Annotated in this window: 23 protein-coding genes; 22 read left to right on the top strand and 1 reads right to left on the bottom strand. The window is 68.1% G+C overall.

Annotated elements, in window-relative coordinates; all coding sequences use genetic code 11:
• Positions 1 to 2 precede the first annotated feature (2 nt).
• The 14 genes from ABZX79_RS07990 (at position 3) to ABZX79_RS07925 (ending at position 10,115) form a co-directional block, all read left to right on the top strand.
• Positions 3 to 1,358 carry an FtsK/SpoIIIE domain-containing protein gene (locus ABZX79_RS07990; RefSeq protein WP_355253343.1) on the top strand — a complete coding sequence of 452 codons (1,356 nt, stop codon included), beginning with the start codon at positions 3 to 5 and terminating at the stop codon, positions 1,356 to 1,358.
• Positions 1,359 to 1,464: 106 nt separating this feature from the next.
• Complete coding sequence (locus ABZX79_RS07985) at positions 1,465 to 2,127, top strand: DUF2637 domain-containing protein (protein ID WP_355253341.1); 663 nt, start codon at positions 1,465 to 1,467, stop codon at positions 2,125 to 2,127.
• Positions 2,128 to 2,141: 14 nt separating this feature from the next.
• Positions 2,142 to 2,333: a mobile element transfer protein gene (locus tag ABZX79_RS07980; RefSeq protein ID WP_355253339.1), complete on the top strand. Its 192-nt coding sequence runs from the start codon at positions 2,142 to 2,144 to the stop codon at positions 2,331 to 2,333.
• A gap of 14 nt (positions 2,334 to 2,347) precedes the next feature.
• On the top strand, positions 2,348 to 2,542 hold the full coding sequence (locus ABZX79_RS07975; protein WP_355253337.1) for a hypothetical protein: 195 nt from the start codon (positions 2,348 to 2,350) through the stop codon (positions 2,540 to 2,542).
• A 17-nt stretch (positions 2,543 to 2,559) separates the two neighbouring features.
• A complete protein-coding gene (locus ABZX79_RS07970) occupies positions 2,560 to 2,904 on the top strand; it encodes a SpdD-like protein (protein ID WP_355253335.1) in 345 nt (114 codons plus the stop codon).
• A gap of 89 nt (positions 2,905 to 2,993) precedes the next feature.
• Positions 2,994 to 3,182 (top strand): hypothetical protein, encoded by a 189-nt coding sequence (locus ABZX79_RS07965; protein WP_355253333.1) that lies wholly within the window; start codon positions 2,994 to 2,996, stop codon positions 3,180 to 3,182.
• The gene (locus tag ABZX79_RS07960) at positions 3,179 to 3,406 is read left to right on the top strand and encodes a hypothetical protein (RefSeq protein ID WP_355253331.1); all 228 of its coding nucleotides are present in this window, start codon (positions 3,179 to 3,181) and stop codon (positions 3,404 to 3,406) included. The genes ABZX79_RS07965 and ABZX79_RS07960 overlap by 4 nt, the downstream gene beginning before the upstream one ends.
• Complete coding sequence (gene repSA / locus ABZX79_RS07955) at positions 3,403 to 4,782, top strand: replication initiator protein RepSA (protein WP_355253329.1); 1,380 nt, start codon at positions 3,403 to 3,405, stop codon at positions 4,780 to 4,782. The genes ABZX79_RS07960 and repSA overlap by 4 nt, the downstream gene beginning before the upstream one ends.
• Entirely contained in the window at positions 4,779 to 4,964 is a 186-nt protein-coding gene (locus tag ABZX79_RS07950) for a helix-turn-helix domain-containing protein (protein ID WP_355253327.1), read from the top strand. The genes repSA and ABZX79_RS07950 overlap by 4 nt, the downstream gene beginning before the upstream one ends.
• Complete coding sequence (locus ABZX79_RS07945; protein ID WP_355253325.1) at positions 4,964 to 6,151, top strand: site-specific integrase; 1,188 nt, start codon at positions 4,964 to 4,966, stop codon at positions 6,149 to 6,151. The genes ABZX79_RS07950 and ABZX79_RS07945 overlap by 1 nt, the downstream gene beginning before the upstream one ends.
• A gap of 305 nt (positions 6,152 to 6,456) precedes the next feature.
• Positions 6,457 to 6,609, top strand: coding sequence for a hypothetical protein (locus ABZX79_RS07940; RefSeq protein ID WP_355253323.1), 153 nt, complete (start codon positions 6,457 to 6,459; stop codon positions 6,607 to 6,609).
• A 52-nt stretch (positions 6,610 to 6,661) separates the two neighbouring features.
• Entirely contained in the window at positions 6,662 to 7,231 is a 570-nt protein-coding gene (locus ABZX79_RS07935; protein ID WP_355253321.1) for a hypothetical protein, read from the top strand.
• A gap of 1,080 nt (positions 7,232 to 8,311) precedes the next feature.
• Entirely contained in the window at positions 8,312 to 9,547 is a 1,236-nt protein-coding gene (locus ABZX79_RS07930) for a helix-turn-helix domain-containing protein (RefSeq protein WP_355253319.1), read from the top strand.
• Between the two features lie 4 nt (positions 9,548 to 9,551).
• Positions 9,552 to 10,115, top strand: a complete 564-nt coding sequence (locus ABZX79_RS07925; RefSeq protein ID WP_355253317.1) for a flavoprotein — start codon at positions 9,552 to 9,554, stop codon at positions 10,113 to 10,115.
• Between the two features lie 216 nt (positions 10,116 to 10,331).
• On the opposite strand, the gene ABZX79_RS07920 is transcribed toward ABZX79_RS07925, so the two are convergent.
• On the bottom strand, positions 10,332 to 10,715 hold the full coding sequence (locus ABZX79_RS07920) for a winged helix-turn-helix domain-containing protein (protein ID WP_355253315.1): 384 nt from the start codon (positions 10,713 to 10,715) through the stop codon (positions 10,332 to 10,334).
• A 636-nt stretch (positions 10,716 to 11,351) separates the two neighbouring features.
• Between ABZX79_RS07920 and ABZX79_RS07915 the strand changes: the two genes are divergently transcribed.
• From ABZX79_RS07915 to ABZX79_RS07880, 8 genes are all read left to right on the top strand, one after another.
• Positions 11,352 to 11,651 carry a hypothetical protein gene (locus ABZX79_RS07915; protein WP_355253313.1) on the top strand — a complete coding sequence of 100 codons (300 nt, stop codon included), beginning with the start codon at positions 11,352 to 11,354 and terminating at the stop codon, positions 11,649 to 11,651.
• Entirely contained in the window at positions 11,648 to 12,307 is a 660-nt protein-coding gene (locus ABZX79_RS07910) for a GGDEF domain-containing protein (protein ID WP_355253309.1), read from the top strand. The genes ABZX79_RS07915 and ABZX79_RS07910 overlap by 4 nt, the downstream gene beginning before the upstream one ends.
• Positions 12,304 to 13,320 (top strand): DUF2637 domain-containing protein, encoded by a 1,017-nt coding sequence (locus ABZX79_RS07905; RefSeq protein WP_355253307.1) that lies wholly within the window; start codon positions 12,304 to 12,306, stop codon positions 13,318 to 13,320. The genes ABZX79_RS07910 and ABZX79_RS07905 overlap by 4 nt, the downstream gene beginning before the upstream one ends.
• Positions 13,317 to 13,661, top strand: coding sequence for a hypothetical protein (locus ABZX79_RS07900; protein WP_355253305.1), 345 nt, complete (start codon positions 13,317 to 13,319; stop codon positions 13,659 to 13,661). Before ABZX79_RS07905 ends, ABZX79_RS07900 begins: the two co-directional genes overlap by 4 nt.
• Positions 13,662 to 13,705: 44 nt before the next feature.
• Complete coding sequence (locus ABZX79_RS07895; protein ID WP_355253303.1) at positions 13,706 to 14,011, top strand: hypothetical protein; 306 nt, start codon at positions 13,706 to 13,708, stop codon at positions 14,009 to 14,011.
• A gap of 81 nt (positions 14,012 to 14,092) precedes the next feature.
• A complete protein-coding gene (locus ABZX79_RS07890; protein WP_355253301.1) occupies positions 14,093 to 16,345 on the top strand; it encodes a cell division protein FtsK in 2,253 nt (750 codons plus the stop codon).
• Between the two features lie 141 nt (positions 16,346 to 16,486).
• Entirely contained in the window at positions 16,487 to 16,738 is a 252-nt protein-coding gene (locus ABZX79_RS07885) for a hypothetical protein (protein ID WP_355253299.1), read from the top strand.
• A gap of 165 nt (positions 16,739 to 16,903) precedes the next feature.
• A complete protein-coding gene (locus ABZX79_RS07880) occupies positions 16,904 to 17,092 on the top strand; it encodes a hypothetical protein (RefSeq protein WP_355253297.1) in 189 nt (62 codons plus the stop codon).
• Positions 17,093 to 17,100 lie beyond the last annotated feature (8 nt).

Below are 17,100 nucleotides of genomic sequence, written 5' to 3'. Positions count from 1 at the left end.
TCATGACCGGGACAGCGATCAGCCTTCTAGCCCTCGTCGGGCTGGCGCTGCTGCTCAAGTGGCAGCGCCCGGCCTGGTACTGGCTCGGCTTCGGCATCGCCCTCGCGGTCCTGCGGGTCCTGGTCCGGTACGCCTCGGTCATGGACGCCTGCGGGCTCACTGTCCCGCCGTCTCGGCTGCGGCTCACCTGGGCCCGTATCGCCCACCGGCCCATACCCGATCCTCGCCCGCCGCGAATCCTGAGCATCCGCCCGACCCGCACCGGCCTGGTGCTCCGCCTCAAGCTTCGCCCCGGTCAGGACGCCTTCGACTTCGCGGCCTCCACCGACCGGCTTCGGCACTCATTCACCATGCACGGCGTCACCTCCCGCGAAATCAAGTCCGGTGTCGTCGAGCTGCGAATGACCGGCTATGACGTGCTCAAGCGGGTGCAGATGCCCGCGAGGATCGAGCGTGAGGGCCTCCGCATCCCGGTCGCCCTGCGCGAGGACGGAGAGATCCACTACCGCGACTACCGCCAGGTTCCGCACGCCCTGAACCTCGGCGCTACGGAGTCCGGGAAATCGGTCTACCAGCGGCAGTTGGTCAAGGAACTCGCCGGGCTCGACGTCGCACTGGTCGGCATCGACTGCAAGGAAGGAGTGGAGCTGTACCCGCTCGCCCGGCGCTTTTCGGCGCTCGCGGACAATGCCGATGATGCCGCCGACCTGCTCGACGTCCTCGTCGAGAGGATGGCCGCTACGTACCGGATCGTCCGCCGTGAGCAGCGCATCAGCTCGGACGTCCCGGACGCGGAGATCACTGCCGACATCTGGGGCCTGCCCGAACCCCTTCGTCCCGTCCCGATCGTGCTCCTGGTCGACGAGGTAGCCGAGCTATCGCTGTTTGCCAATGCGGCGGAGAAGAAGCGCCGCGAACGGATCATCACGGCACTGGTTCGGCTCGTCCAGCTCGGACGTGCTGCCGGTATCTACGTGGAGATCTGCGGGCAGCGCTTCGGGTCCGAGCTTGGCGACGGGATCACCATGCTCCGTGCACAGCTCACCGGCCGAACCTCCCACCGGGTCAACGACGAAGCTTCCGCCAAGATGGCGTTCGGCGACATCTCCCCGGACGCAGTGCTCGCCGCCACACAGATTCCCGCTGATCGTCCCGGCACCGCCGTGGCCGGTGACTCGACCGGTGGCTGGGTCCGTATCCGTACCCCGTTCACCTCGCTGCGTCAGGCCGTGAACGTCTGCAACGCCAATGCGCACCGCACCCCGGATCTGCCGGAGCTGGCTCCCTTCCGACCGCTGCCGCCCACGGTCTCGCTGGTCAAGATCCCGGCTCCTACTGAGGCACCCGCCTCCGTCTGATCCACCTCTGCATCCCGGTTGGCGCGACCGTCTCGCGTCAGGTCCCTACCCCCGCCATGCCCGATGCGGGGGCTGGACCGCCCACTCCTCGAAAGGAGGTGAGGACATGCGCCACTCGATCCGCATCGACGCCGTCCTCGTGCAAGCCGTGATCGCCGGGGCCCTCTCCTTCGCACACCTGCACGACCTGGCTGCCGCTGCCGGGCAGACCGGGTGGAAAGCATGGGCGTACCCGGTCAGCGTCGACCTGCTCCTGGTCGCCGCCTGGCGTCGGCTCCGCAACGACGGGCCGTCCCGGCTGGCCTGGTGCTGGTTTCTGATCGCCCTGGTCGCCTCGCTCGGCGCGAACGTCGCCACCGCCGGATTCCTCGACCTGGCTCACCCTCCGGCCTGGCTGCGGTTCGGTATCGCCGGGTGGCCCGCGCTCGCCTTCCTGGGCGGCACGCTCCTCGCCCACTCCCCAGCCGCCACCGCTGCTCCCGCGCCTCAACCGGAGACGGACGACGTTGTGCCGGCCGAACTGGCTGCCGCTACCGAGCCGCCTTCCGAGCCTGAGGTCATCGAACTTTCGGAGCCTGCCCCAGCACTGCCCGCGCCGCTGCCCGAACCGATCACCGTCTCGGCTCCCGCGCCGCTCGTTGCTCACGCCCGCAAGCTCGCCGACGCTCACCGCGCCGCGACCGGCAACCCCATCGACACCGAGACTCTGCGCGCCCGCCTTGGCGTCCCGGCTCCCATGGCCGACGCCATCGCCGCCCAACTCGCCTGACCAGAGAGGACACCATGCCCGCCCGCGACTTCTTCCACTCCGTGATGCGCGTCGGCCCGGTTCAGGTCGGCACCCATCGCGACCGGCACGGCCGTACCAAGCACGCCGCCGTCTGCACCGCCGACCGCTGCGGCTGGTCCTCGGACTACACCAGCCGCGCCGCCGCCACCCTCGCCGCCCGCACCCACCGCTGCCGCATCGCCTGACAGGAGATCGCCCAATGAACGTCGAACTCCCGCTGATCCTCGTCGTCGCCGTCTTCGGCTACTTCGGCATCCGACTCTTCCGCCCGCCGACCTGGCTGATCGTCGTGCTCCTCCTCGGCGGCTTCCTCCTCGCCGACACCTTCCTTGCCCCCGCCATCGAGTCCGGCACCCGCACCGGCGTCGGCGTCGTCAACGACACCCAGAAGTGATCGAAAGGAGAACGCTCATGCTGCGCCCTCGCATCCCCACCATGCCGACCCCGACCGGCATCGTCACGCCGCTCATCGTCCAGCCGACCCACATCGAGCAGCAGTACCCGGCAACGGCCTGCGCCTGCCAGCACAGCCCCGCTGCGGCTCCGGCTCACGGGCCCGCCCCGGCCGTTCGCCCCGCCCTCCAGATGACCCCCGGCACGCTCCTCGCCCTCGTCGGCGGTGGCGCTGCCGTGGTCCTCGTCGTCGGCGCGGTCCTTGTCTCCATGCTGCTCGCGGTTGCCGTCACAGCCGCATCGGTCGCGGTCTGCGCCATCGTCGTCCGCTCGCTGCTCAACAACCCGCACAAGCGCTTCTGACTGGCCCCGGGGCGGTCGTCAACCGCCAAGTCACCGCCGCCCCGGAGCCATTCCCAACCCACCCCGAAGGATAGGAAGGAACACCCATCATGACCGACCACAGGACCGCCTCCGCGCGCCTCTGCTCGAACTGCGACGGCTTCCCCACCGTGCGGGTGACCCTCGGAGGCCGCGACCGTCACGGCTACCTCCGGACCATCGCCGTTCACTGCCCGGCCTGCCACGGCACCGGCACGCGCACGGTCCGCACCGCCCAGCTCATCGGGGGCCGGGCGTGAACGACATCACCGTCACCGCACACCTTGCCCCCGACACCGGCACCCGCGTCGTCACCTTCCCGGGCTCCGACTTCGTGAGCCTGCGCATCGGCGGCGGACCTGTGGACGTCGTGCTCATCGCTCCCTCCGGAACCGCCGACGTCCTGCGCGCCATCGCCACCGCCGCCGAGGAAGCCGCCCGCGAACTGGACGGCATGAACGCCCCCGCCGAGGTGAGCGCGTGACTGACACCGCCACCCTGGCGGGCCTGGACCCGACCACCCTGGGGGACATCCTCCGGGTGGCCGGGTCCCCCGGCTTCGACCGCTGGCAGGACCAGGTGCGCCGCACCGGCGGCTGCTCCGACCCCGTCCACCTGACCGGCTGGACGCTCGCCAAGGACAAGAGCACCGGCGAAACCCTGCGCCGCTACTCGACCGACACCGAACCCGACGGACGGCTCCGCGTCGCCTGCGGCAACCGCCGCGCCTCCCGCTGCCCGTCCTGCGCCTACACCTACGCCGGGGACACCTACCACCTGATCCGCGCCGGGCTCGCCGGAGACGACGCGAAGGACATCCCGGCCACGGTCCGCGATCACCCTCGGGTCTTCGCCACCTTCACCGCCCCCTCGTTCGGCCCGGTCCACAACCGTCCGGATCGCGGCGTCTGCCGCTGCGGCACCCGCCATGCCGAGGACGATCCGGCTCTGGGCACTGCGCTCGATCCGACGACGTACGACTACGCCGGGACGGTCCTGTTCAACAACCACGCCGGACAACTGTGGCAGCGCTTCACCACCCGGCTCCGTCGAGAACTCGCCGCCCGCGCCGGTCTCACCCAACGCGCGCTGGCTGAGCAACTGCGGGTGTCCTACGGCAAGGTGGCTGAGTTTCAGAAGCGCGGCGCGATCCACTTCCACGCCGTGATCCGCCTCGACGGACCGGACGGGCCCGACTCTCCGCCGCCTTCTTGGGCAACGGTCGACGTGCTCACCGACTCGATTCGAGCTGCCGTCGCCCACACGTACACCACGATCACGGTGCCCGCTGCTGGGGAGCAGCCGTGCCGGCCTTTTCGCTGGGGCCAGCAGCTCGACATCCGGCCCGTCCTTGCCTTCGGTGACGGCTCCGACATTACCGAGCAGGCAGTTGCCTCGTACGTCGCCAAGTACGCCACCAAAGCAGCCGAGTCGACCGGCAGTCTTGACCGCCGCATCGGGAACCGGGAAGTCCTCGTGCTCCTCGACGTGCCCGACCACCCCCGGCACCTCATCGAGGCATGCCTCGACCTCGCTCCGCTCTACCCGGATCGGAAGCTGGCGGCCTGGGCTCACATGCTCGGTTTCCGCGGCCACTTCTCCACCAAGTCCCGCCGCTACTCCACCACCCTCGGCGCCCTCCGCCAGATCCGCGCCAACTACCGCGCTGCCCAGGAACACGACGCGCTCGGCGACCCGGACACCGTGCTTGTCCTCGCCTCCTGGCAGTACGCCGGGCACGGCCACACCCCCGGCGAATCCGCCCTCGCCGCGACCATCGCGCGCGACATCCAGCTCAACCGCGAAACCGCCCGTGAAGCCCTGAACGACCAACTCGCCCTGGAAGGAGCCGCAGCATGACCACCACCACCGAACTGCTGACCGTGCCGGAAGTCATGGAGCGGCTCAAGCTCGGACGTTCCAAGGTCTATGACCTCATCCGCACGCATCGGCTGAGCTCGATCACCATCGGCCGTGCCCGCCGCATCCCCGCCGACGCCGTACAGGACTTCATCCGCGACCAGATGGCGGAGGTGGCCTGATGACGAAGCGACGCAGCAGGGGAGACGGCGGTCTTCACTGGGACGACAACCGCCAACGCTGGATCGCCACGGCCAGTCTCGGCTTCGACCCCAGCGGCAAGAGGATCGTGAAGAGGGCCAGCGGCAAGACTAAGACGGCTGCCAAGGCCAAGCTCAAAGAGGTACTGCGGGACTACGAGGACGGCCTCGCGATCGCACCCACCGGCTACACGGTCAAGAACGCCGTGACTGACTGGCTCAAGTACGGGCTCTCCGGGCGGGACGGTGCGACGGTCACGACGAACACGATCCTCTGCAACACCCACGTGATCCCCGCCCTGGGCGCCCGGAAGCTCCGGGACCTCAGCGCTGACGACGTGGACAGGTGGCTCGCCGACAAGTCCAAGGTGCTCAGCACGCGCTCCCTGGAAGCCATCCGCTCCTGCTTGAACCGTGCGGTCAAGCGAGCCATGGCGCGGGACAAGGTGAAGCGTAACGTCGTAGAGCTCTGCTCAGTCCCCGCCGGACGCCCCGGCCGGCCGTCCAAGTCCCTCACGCTCAAGCAGGCCGACGCCGTACTCGTGGCTGCGGAAGATTCCCCGCTCTACGCGTACTTCGTGGTCTCGCTCCTCACCGGCGGCCGTACCGAGGAGATGCGCCCTCTGCGCTGGGATCACGTCGACCTCGACGGAGACCCAACCGCGATCCCCGAGATTCCGCCGCACATCGCTGTATGGCGCTCGGTCCGGAGCTCCGGCGACACCAAGACCAAGAAGTCCCGCCGCACCCTCGCGCTCCCCGGTCGGGCTGTCGACGCGCTCAAGATCCAGCGGGAGCGTCAGGGCTGGCAGCGCCTCGCGGCCGGTGATCAGTGGCAGGAGACCGGGCTCGTCTTCACCTCGGCCGTGGGTACTGAGCTGGATGCCGCGAACGTTCGGCGCGAGTTTCGCAAGGTTCTCGCCCAAGCCGCGCAGATGCCCGGCATCGAGATCGAGCCTCACGAGTGGACGCCTCGGGAGACCCGGACATCGTTCGTCTCGATCTTGTCGGACCGTGGCATCCCGCTCGAAGAGATCTCCCGGCTCGTCGGCCACTCCAGCACGGCCGTGACGGAGGAGGTCTACCGGAAGCAGATCCGCCCGGTGATCCAGACCGGGGCCATCGCGATGGACGGCATCTTCGGTACGCCCCCGCCTCCGAAGCGGTAGTCACGCAGATAGTCACGCACAAAGCCAGAGGGCCGGTACTGGAATCAGTACCGGCCCTCTGACCTGCTGCTTAGCTGTCGGGGTGGCGGGATTTGAACCCACGACCTCTTCGTCCCGAACTAGGTACGGAAAGACCGTTGACCTGCGTCCTCTACCGGCAGTGCAGGTCAGGGCCTTGGTTTGAGTTGGTCTCGTGAGGCGATGATAGGCACGCCTTCCAAGATCCACTCCCCGCTCACTCCCGGCATTCCCCGTGGTCCCCGGCCAGTTCGGGCACGGCTGGCACTCTCGATGCGACTACGGGCGTGGCGACCGAGACTCTGACGGTGGAGATCAACATCACGGCGCCCGGCGAGATCCGCACGTACCTCAAGGCGTTCGCCGAGCTATCCCGGACCGCGCTGTACGCCGCCGACGCGAGATCATGCATCGACAAGGCTATCTATCAGCTCAGTTGAGTTCAGCCAAAACAAGATCCCCAGCGAGTTCGGACCTGTCAGACTCTGCCGTATGGATGCAGGGTTGGCCGCAGTGCTGGGCGCGCTGGCGGGCGCTTCCGCGACGACGGGGGCGGCGTTTGCTACTGGGTGGGCCACACGTGAACAAGCCAAGATCGCAGCGCGTGCCGAACATCGGCGGCAACGCCGTGATTCACGGCACGCAGTCTATGAGGAGTTCATAGCGACAGTCAGGGAGCAGATGGCGCACGCCGCGCCTTTGTTCGAGGAAGGCCCCCCAGAGGATCAGGACGAATTGGATCGGCACTTCCAATCATCAGGAGTCAGAGATGCCGATTCCCTGTTGACGGAGTCCTATAGACTCCATGCCAATGTCATGAAAGTCCTAACGCGCGTCCAACTAGCTGGACCGAAGAGCGCAACAACAACCGCCAAATCTGTCTGCAACCGCTCTTTTGCCCTATTGTCTTCATTGGCGTCACTTACGGGTAGGCTTCCCAGGAGAGATGTCCTAAGGGAAGCGTTTCGTCAAGCTGAAGACCGCTTGAGAAAGCTGGACATGGCCGTAGACGCGTTCATTGAAGCCGCGCAGGCGGCGTTGGATGACGATGGCACGAAGTGAGCTGTCGGTGGCACCTTGAGGCCATGTCCTCTCTTGAAGGGCCAGGCAAGGGAATCGGTCTGATTCCCGTCGTGCGGCCGACCGCTCACTGGTGAGGAGCAGAAGCGCCACAGTTCCGTAGAGTTTCCCGAGAAGCAACAATCGAACTGAGGGTGTGATGGAGTCAGCGGAATGGATTGCTCTTTACGGCGCGGTTGTAGCCACAGCTGTTGCAGCCTTCCAGGTAGCGACCCGTTTCCGGGATAACCCGAGGATCGCTGTCAGCGCGACTTTTACCTACTTGGCTAGCTCGGATGAGCAGCAACCTACGGCACGTGGAACCCTGCGCCACGTGGAGCGGGACGGTGTCCGCTTGGCCGAGGAGATGCTTATTTCCTTCACCGTCATGAACCGCGGTCGCAGGGCAGTGCAGATATCTTCCATTCACTGTGAGGAGCTGCATGAGGATGAGTTGCGGACATTTGAGCTCACTCCTGCACCTCTCCCAGTCACGCTCGAACCTCTCAGCTCGATTGAGGTGAGTATCCAAAAAGAAGTAGTGGACATGTTGGATAACGTGACGTCTATGGGAGCAGTTGATGCCCTGGGGCGAAGGCATAAGATTTCCACGAACGATGCAGTTGAGATAGCGCGCGTTAGTTGGAACTCGCCGACGCGCGTTTCGTGGTACCGGCCCCGCCATGCCCCAGAGCAGCCCCCTGTCCGGGCATTTCAGTTGCAGGACAAAGCCCGCTTGCACTCTAGGCCAGCGCGCCCCTCGATATTCTCGCGAAGCCCCGCAGTAATTGTGAGGCGTGAGATTCCTCGACCGCCCGATACATGCTGAGAGCTGTCGTGAGGTCGGCGGAGCGGCTTTGGACGAAGTGGGAAGCTCTGTCCGCGTTGAGTGGGCTCGCTCAAAGAAGGCACGGGTCCGAGGCGGCCCAATGTTCATGAGAGGCCCGGACATACCGTCCGGGTCTCTTCGTTTGGGGTCGCCCATCCTCGTTCTAGGCCGGTGCGCATGGCGAGACCACCTGTCCGCCCTGTGACCGGCTCGATACCGTGAGATTGGCTCCAACTCGCAGGAGGGCAGCACGTATGCGTGGTCTTGGAGATCACCTCAGCATTGGGGAACGGATCGCCTTCTACCGCAAGCGCCGGGGCTACACCCAAGAGGTGCTGGCCGGTCTCGTGGGGCGTAGCACGGACTGGCTCGCGAAGGCGGAGACCGGCCGGCGGCAGCCGCCCCGAATCGACATGCTCGCCGAGCTGGCGCGCGTTATGCGCGTCCCGCTCGGGGACCTGATCGGCCAGACGGTCCTCATGGAGGACGACAAACAGCAGGATGACGTACCTGCCGTGCGTGACGCGCTCATGAGCCCCCGCCGCCTGTCCCGGCTGCTCTTCGGGCCGCAGGCAGAGGCGCAACTACCCATGCCCGCTACGGTCCGGCCAATGGTGGAGCGGAGTTGGGCCGACTACCAGGGCGGGCGGCTCGGCAACGTCGTGGCCGCGCTCCCCGGATTGCTCCAGGCCGCACAGGAACTGGAGGATCGTGCGGCGCGCTCGGCACAGCAGCGACTGGACTGCTGGGCAGTCTCCGCCCGGACGCACCACCTCGCCGCAACGACGCTCGCGAAGGTGGGCGAGTCGGATATCTCGTGGCTGGCCGCTGAGCGCGCGATGCGGGCGGCGGATGAGTCCGGTGATCCGCTGGTACTGGCCTCCGCCGCCCGCTCCGGCACACATGCGCTGCTCGCCAACGGGCGGTACGACGACGCAATGGAGTTGGGCGAGACCACGGCGACGTGGCTGGCTTCCCGCATCGAGGAGGACGACCCGGAAGCGCTGAGCCTGCTCGGGATGATTCACCTGCGCGCCGCTATCGCGGCGGCTCGCCATCAGGACCGGCCCACCGCGACGAATCTGCTTGGTCGGGCCGAGACGCTGGCCAACCGCCTCGGCTCGGACGCGAACCACTGGCAGACCAGCTTCGGCCCGACGAACGTCATGCTGCACAAGCTGTCGGCTGAACTTGACCTGGACAACGTCTCGTACGTCGTCGAGAACGGGCAGGTCGACGTGGACCACATGCAGCCTGAGCGCGGCGTCTCCCATCGCATTGACTACGCTCGCGCGCTCACCCTGGCAGGCCGTGGAGACGACGCCTTCACCGAGCTGCGTACGGCCGAGCGCACGTCCCCGCAGCTCGTACGCAACAATCCCCGTGTGCGGGAGACGCTGCGGGATCTCATCAAGCAGTCACCCGTGAGCGGCGGCACCCGCTCGTCCGAGGTGTTCATCATGGCGCAGCGATGTAAGGCGGTGCAGTAAGTCGGTGAGAGCGAATGCGCGGGGAGTGCTCGGTGTTGTCGGCACAGGGGCCGGTGGAGTGGAGAGCCTGCGGACCGGCCTGGTGGAGCCCGCCGTCGAGCGCGGTTGGCGGGTCGCGGTGACCCTGACGCCGACGGCCGGCGAGTGGCTGCGGTCCATCGGGGAGGTCGAGGAACTGGAGAAGCTGACAGGGTTGCCCGTACGGGATACCCCTCGGCTTCCGGGCGAGGCGCGGCCACACCCTCCCGTGGATTGCTTTGTCGTCGCCCCGGCGAGCGCGAACACTGTGGCCAAGCTGGCTGCGGGTATCGCAGACAATCAGGCACTCACGCAGGTGGGCGAGGCGATCGGCACACTAGACCTGCCGGTCGTCGTCTTCCCGCGCGTCAATGCTGCCCACGCCCGCCATCCCGCGTGGCGGCGGCACATCGACACGCTTCGCGAAGCGGATGTACGTCTCGTGTACGGGCCGGACGTTTGGCCGCTCTACGAGCCGCGCGAGGGGGCTGCTGGGCGCGGGCTGCCCTGGGATGCCGTGCTCGCCGCCGTCGACTCATCGACTCGCTGATGAGCCGTCAAGGCACCTGACCTGCAAGGAAAGAGGACCCGGACACTCTGTCCGGGTCCTTCGTGTTTCTCAGCCACATGCTCGTTCGCATGCCAAGGATCAACGAGCGATCGAACGAGTGGGACGGCCTCACGCCCGCAGAACTCGCGCTGATCAAAACGAGTCTGAGCGAGGCGCGCGCCACGGCCGCACGGTTACTGCGCCGAGCGGATGACCTCACTGCGAGGGCGGAGTCTCACGCCCGACAAGCTGCTCCAAGCGGTCGAGCCGGTCGCCGAGCTGCCGGAGCGTCTCGTGAATCACGCTGAGCTCCGAGGCGAGGGCGGTGAATGCTGGACTGCTGCCGGCCTCCGTGCCGAGTGGCATGGCGGGGTCGCGGACGAACGTTCCGCGCCCCTGCTGGGTGACGACCAACCCCTCGTCTCGGAGCTGTCGGATAGCGCTCTGCACCGTCATGAGCTGCACACCAAACTCCTTGGCCAGCTTGCGGGCTGGCGGGAGTTGGGCGTTGGGCCCGTACGTGCCGTCTGCGATCTGCCCGCGCAGGTTCGTGGCGATCTCTTTGGCCGTCGGCTTGGGCGCTTCGGGGCTGGAATCCATGCCCCGAGCGTAGCTGTACTAGGTCAATTTCCGATTCTGCCTGAGCCTCCCTTGACAGTCAGATTGACCTAGGTCAATCTGAACTCATCGCCCGGAGGGCCCCGTGAAACGGGTTCGAAGGAAGCGACCGTTCGTTGAGAACTGAACAGCGTGCCAATCGACGGGGTGAAAGTCCCTGTCCCCGTGACGACCGGGTGACGTCGTCGGCGGCCCCTTCCTTGCGTGCTGGCTCTGGAGAACACCCCTCGGGGTGCCACCCGGCGTGCGCCGCCCTGCTGGCGTCAGAGCAGTGACGATGACGCGCCCGATTCCCAGGCTCGGGACTGGAGCGCCGTGGCAACGGCCCGCCAGTGAAGCCCTTACCGCAGGACCGCCGCGCCAGAGGGCCCGGGCCCTAGTCCGGTGCAGCTCTCGCGGCACAGCCCATTCCGTAGCGCTTTCACCGCTGCGGCCGGTTGCCTCCTCCGCCCGTCTCGTACGGGCGGGGCTGAGGGGAGCCGGATAGCTCGCGCTCTACCTATGGGGCTGGCTGCACGTTCAGCCCTTTCGACCTGCCGGAGCGGTGGCACTCCCGTGCAAAGGACATCGCCGCCGCTCCGGATCTCCCCGCCCGCTTGAGATCAGGAGAGCAATCCCATGAAGTCTTTCATCGCTGGCCATCAGGTCGTCACCGACGACGACCGCCTTGAACTGGCTCTCGGTACCCCGCTGGAGCTGTGGCTCGGGGTGGAGGGTGAGAGCGAGATGGAGCGCGCGGCCCGTCTGGACGCGGCCCGCGACATCCTCGCCGACGACCCGAGCCTGTTCGACACCGTGACGCGCCTCGCCGTGGAGACGATCGAGGCCCAGGCGCCGAACCTGCTGAACGTCATCCCGCTTACGCCGCCGCCCGCCCGTCGCCGTAGCGGCTCGCGCGCTTCGGGGGTTGCGGCATGAGTCACACCATGACGGCACTGGCCGCAGCGCTTCCGCTCACGGCCGGATGGTCTGTGCACAGCCTGTGGATGCGTCGCCGGATCGAGGCTGCCCGGCGCGATCCGCTGACCGGTCTGCTGACCCGCGACGCGTTCACCGAGCGCGCTGGCCGGGCCGTGGCGCGTGGCCAGAGTGCGGTCTACATGATCGACCTGGACGGCTTCAAGCAGGTCAACGACACCCACGGGCATGCCGCCGGTGATGCGGTCCTGACCGCGACCGCTGAGCGGCTGCAGAGCTGGGGGCCCATCAACAACCGGATCGTGGCCCGGTTCGGCGGGGATGAGTTCGCCGCCGCCACCAAGGTCCGTGATCGCGCGGAGCTGGAGCGGCTCACCGATGACCTGGCCCGGTCGCTGACGCGGCCCGTCCCGTTCGAGGGCGGCTCGCTCGCGGTGGGCGCGTCCGTCGGTGCGGTCGCTGTCTACGCCAACGAGGGCCCGGAGCTGACGGCGCTGCTGCGGCGGGCGGATGAGGCCATGTACACGGCCAAGCGCAACGGCGGTGGCTGCTCCCTCACCGAACACCTCAGCCCGATCCGGGCAACGGTCAACGGCCGACGCGCCGGCCGACGCGGCACCCACCACACCACCGGCCCGGAAGGGAGCATGCCATGACCACCACATCCGAAGGGGCCCCGCCGCTGAAGCGGGGCGAGATGGGGCTGATGGGCATCGGCGCGCTGGCCGCCGCCGGGGTCGGTGCGCTGGGGCTGGCGTCGTCGTTCGACGCGGTGTCGTCGGCTGCTGAACGGTGGGGCTTCGGTCAGCCGTGGATGCTGCCAGTCGGCATCGACGCGGCGATTCCCGCGTTCACCGTGGCCAACCTGATGTTGATCCGGATGAACATGCCGCTCGCCTGGGTGCGCTTCGTGCCGTGGATTCTCACGGGCGTGACGTGCTGGCTCAACATCGCGGCCGGACATGGCATGTCGGCGAAGCTCGCGCACGGCACGATGCCGCTGCTATGGGTGGTGTTCTCCGAGATCGCCGCCCACATCTACGCCGTCCGCATCGGGGCAGTGACGGGGACGCGGATGGAGAAGATCCGCCGCTCCCGCTGGCTGCTCGCCCCGGTATCGACGTTCGCGCTGTGGCGGCGGATGACGCTGTGGGAGATCACCTCCTACAGCGAAGCCCTTCAGCGCGAACAGCAGCGGCAGTTGGCCCGCGCGGAGCTCCGGGAAATGCACGGCCGTCAGTGGCGCCGCCGCACCCCGCACCGCACCCGGGTCCTCTTGAAGATGGGCGACCTCACCCCGGCCACTGCGCCTGATGAGGAGCCGCTACCGGAGCTGCCGCCCGCCGACGCACAGCCGCCCAAGGTGCCGGAGCGCAAGCCGCGGGCCCCGCGCAAGACCGCGAAGGCGAAGGCGGTCCGCACGCCGGAGGAACTGCTCGCGGACGCACGCACCGCCACCGCTGGCTGGGCCGATGCGGACCTGAACGCGGACGCGATCCGCAAGGCCGTTCACACCTCCCAGGCCAACGCCCGGATGCTGCGCGACGCACTCAAGGCGGAACGCGCTGAGGCGGCCCGCTTCCGCCCCGAACCCCCCACCGACGACCAGCGCGACAGCGATGGACTCGGCCAGTCCGAGAGTGACCAGGAAGAGGGAGAAGCAGCATGAGCGCTGAGAATCTGAGCCGACTGGAGTCCGCCGTTCGCACCCTCGCTGAGATGTCCGGGGGGTTCGGCTACCTCCCTGTCACGGATGTGATGGTCCGGACCACTTACCGGCCGGACGAGTTCGCCCCGGTGATCGTGATCAGCGTGCACGAGGGGCTGGCCGACTTCGAGGCATGGCGCGAAGCCCTGGGCATCCTCCCCGAGGACGTGACGCACGCGCTGCTGCCCACGGCCGCCTCGCTCCGCGCCGAGACGGAGTGGGACGGGGTGTGGATCGAGGTCCACGGCTACGGCCCGCTGCCGGTCACCGACCCGGAGCTCGCGACGGCGGTGGCGGCATGATCGGCCCCCTCACGAACTTCCCGTACCTGCTGGCGGCGTGATCCGTGCGCTCCCCGATTGCAGGCGCGGAGCTGTTCAACGCGGTGATGGATGCGGCCGACTGGCGCTGCCAGTGCGAGGGCGCCTGTGGCCGCACCCACATCCCGGGCGGGATGTGCCGTGAGAGTCATGGCCACGGCACCCGCCTGGTGATCGCCCCGAAGCAGCCGACGGGCACCACCGCTGACGCCGAGGTGCGCGACGTCGAGCACCTGCGGGCCTGGTGCCCGCGCTGCGTCGCCGGGGTCAGCGCCGCCGCGAGGGCGGCGGCCCTTGAGGAACAGAGCGAAGAACCACCGTCCCTTTTCTGAAGTAGCACGGGGCCCGGTCACGACCGGCCAAGGACAGCGTCCGGGCCCCGCCGCTCCTCCCATCCCTGGAAGGAATCGTCAGTGAACCACGACGACGAAAGCGAACTGTTCAACCGACTCGAAGCCGACATGGCCGCCACCCCCGGACCCGACTCCGGGGCGCAAGTGGTCGACCTCGACAAGGCACGGTCGGCCCGTACCGAGTCGGCCGACTCCAACGCGAGCGAGTCGGCCGACCCGACCCCGAAGGAGTCGGCTGGCGAGTCGGGCGACCCGGCCCCGACGCGGTCGGCTGCTGGGTCGGCCCGGGTGATGGTGGATGGACCGGCCCCGGCGGGGCCCGGATTCATGGACCGCCTCAAGGGCGCCAAGCGCCGCCCGGTCGTGCCGATGTGGCTGAAGTCCACGGCGGAACTCAAGGCCGCCACCGGTTGGGTGGCAGGGCACTACGGCCACAAGGCCGGGTACCACGCCTTCCGCTCCCCGGTGTACGCGGCCCGTCTGGCGCTGCTGTCGCCGCGCGGGGCCGCCAAGTTCGTGGGCGGCACCCTGCGTTGGGTTGCGGACAAGGAAGGCGAGCCCGTGCGGCTGGCGATGGTGGAGAAGGAAGACGCCGCCACCTACCTCAAGCTCTCCCGGCAGCGCGACGCTCGGGTCAGGCTGCGGACCCTGGTCGCCGTACTCGCCTCGCTCATCGGTATGGGTGCAGCACTTGCCCTGTACGTGCTGGCCCCCGGGTGGCTTCAGGCCGTGTCGGTCAGCGCGCTGCTGCTGGCTCTGGGGCATGCGGGGCGGCCCGAGGATGCGCCGGTCATCACGCGTGCGGTGGACCTGCCGCAGGTGCAGCGCCTGACCTCGGACATCGTGGCCCGGGCGTTCGCCGCTCTCGGTATCGCGGAGATCAACAAGCAGGCGGCCAAGGGCAAGCCAGGTATCGAGTTCAAGGCCCCGATCCAGCGGGACGGCAAGGGCTGGCGCGCGGACCTGGATCTCCCGTACGGGGTGACCGTGTCCGATGTGCTGGACCGGCGGGAACGGCTCGCCTCGGGTCTGCGCAAGTCGCTGGGCTGCGTGTGGCCCGAGCCCGTACCGGGGGAGCACCCGGGGCGGGTGATGCTGTGGGTGGGGGATCAGGACATGGCCCGCGCCCCGCAGCCTTCTTGGCCGCTGCTCAAGACCGGCACGGCGTCCCTGTTCAAGCCCGTCCCGTACGGAACGGACCCGCGTGGCCGGCAGGTCGGCTTCGACCTGATGTACGCGAACTTCCTCACCGGCGCCATGCCCGGGCGGGGCAAGACGTTCGCCCTGCGCATCCTGCTACTGGCTGCAGCCATGGACCCGACCGCTGAGCTGCACACCTGGGAGTTCAAGGGCACCGGTGACTTCTCCTCGTTCGAGCCCATCTCGCACTCCTACGGCTCCGGCCCCGGAGATGACGCCACGGTGGAGGGATGTGTGGAGGCCATGGAGTACGTCTACGGAGAGCTGGACCGCCGGGCGCGGGTCATCAACAAGCTGCCCAAGGACATCTGCCCGGAGAACAAGGTCACCCCAGCCCTCGCGGCGAAGAAGTCCCTTGGGCTGCACCCGCTGGTGATGTCCATCGACGAGTGCCAGGAAGTGTTCACCCACGAGAAGTTCGGCAAGAAGGCCGCCGAACTGGCCACCGCCATCATCAAGCGGGGCCGCGCCCTGGGCGTGATCCTGCTGCTCGGTACCCAGCGCCCGGACGCCGACAGCCTGCCCAAGGCCATCAGCGCCAACGTCGGCATCCGCTTCTGCCTTCAGGTCATGGGCCAGCCCGAGAACGACATGGTGCTCGGTACCTCGATGTACAAGAACGGCATCCGCGCCACCTCGTTCACCGCCGAAGACCTGGGCATCGGCTACCTGGTCGGGGCGGGGCCGAACCCGCAGATCGTCCGCTCCTACTACATCGACAACGCCACCGCAGACAAGATCTGCGAGCGCGCCAAGGCCGCCCGCGCTGCGGCCGGCACACTGCCCGACCTCGACGCGCCGAAGAAGGAGAAGGTCGCGGACACCCTGCTGGCCGACATCCTCGCGGTCATGCCCGCCGATGAGGCCAAGGTGTGGAACGAAACCGTCGTGGAGCGCCTCGCGGAGCTGCGGCCCGAACGCTACGGCGACTGGGCCCGCATGAGCGGCGAGGAGCAGACCGCGCACCTGACCGCAGCCCTCAAGCCCTACGGCATCGCCGCCGGGCAGGTCGGGCGCCGCATCGACGGCAAGTTCGTCAACAAGCGCGGAATCAAGCGCGACGACATCACCACCGCAGTAGCGGAGCGTAACCGAAACCGGGACGCGAGCTGACCGCCCGGGGCTGCTATCGATAGCGGGCCGACCTGCTATCGATAGCAGCCCCGATAGCGGCCCATACGGGCCCTGATCAGGTCGCTAGCGCATAGCGGCCCACCTGCGGAAACCCCCGAAAACCGCCCCTGGAGGCCCTTCATGCCCCCTACCCTCTTCGCTATCGCCTGCCTGCTCGCAATCACACTGTGTTACGGCGGGCTGTGTGCGGCTTCGCCGTTCGGCAACTGCCGCAAGTGCCGTGGCTTCGGCTACGCGCTCAAGAATGACCGGCGCGGCAAGCTCCGGCCCGGCAAGACCTGCCGCCGCTGCCGAGGTGACCGCAAGCGCATACGCGTCGGCCGCCACCTGTTCAACGTCGCCGCCCGCATCCATCGCGACGGCACCCGCTGACCTGGCGAACACACGACGACCGGCGACCGCCCGTCATGAGACGGACCCCGCTCCGAGCAGGAGCTAGGCGGGCGCGGTCGCCGGTCAAATCCCCGAACTGGCCAGCGCCCGGGGACCTGCGGACCTTAACCAGCCCTCCTCGCCCACCGAAAGCGAGATTCCACCGTGGCCATCACCGTCTCTCTCGTCGCCCTGTTCGGACTCGTCCTGTTCTTCCTCCTCCGCTCCAAGACCCTCGGCTACGGCTCCGCCTTCATCGCCACGACGTTCGGCTTCTACCTCGCCTCCACTGGCGCCTCCAAGCCGATGAACGACCTCACGACCGCTGTCGTCGACGCCCTGAGCAACCTCTAGGAGGCTGG

Origin of the sequence: Streptomyces sp. NPDC002994 (assembly GCF_040611155.1) — a bacterium.
GTDB lineage: Bacteria > Actinomycetota > Actinomycetes > Streptomycetales > Streptomycetaceae > Streptomyces.
Note: the sequence above shows the minus strand (reverse complement) of the source record. Positions and strands in the feature narration are given on the sequence as shown.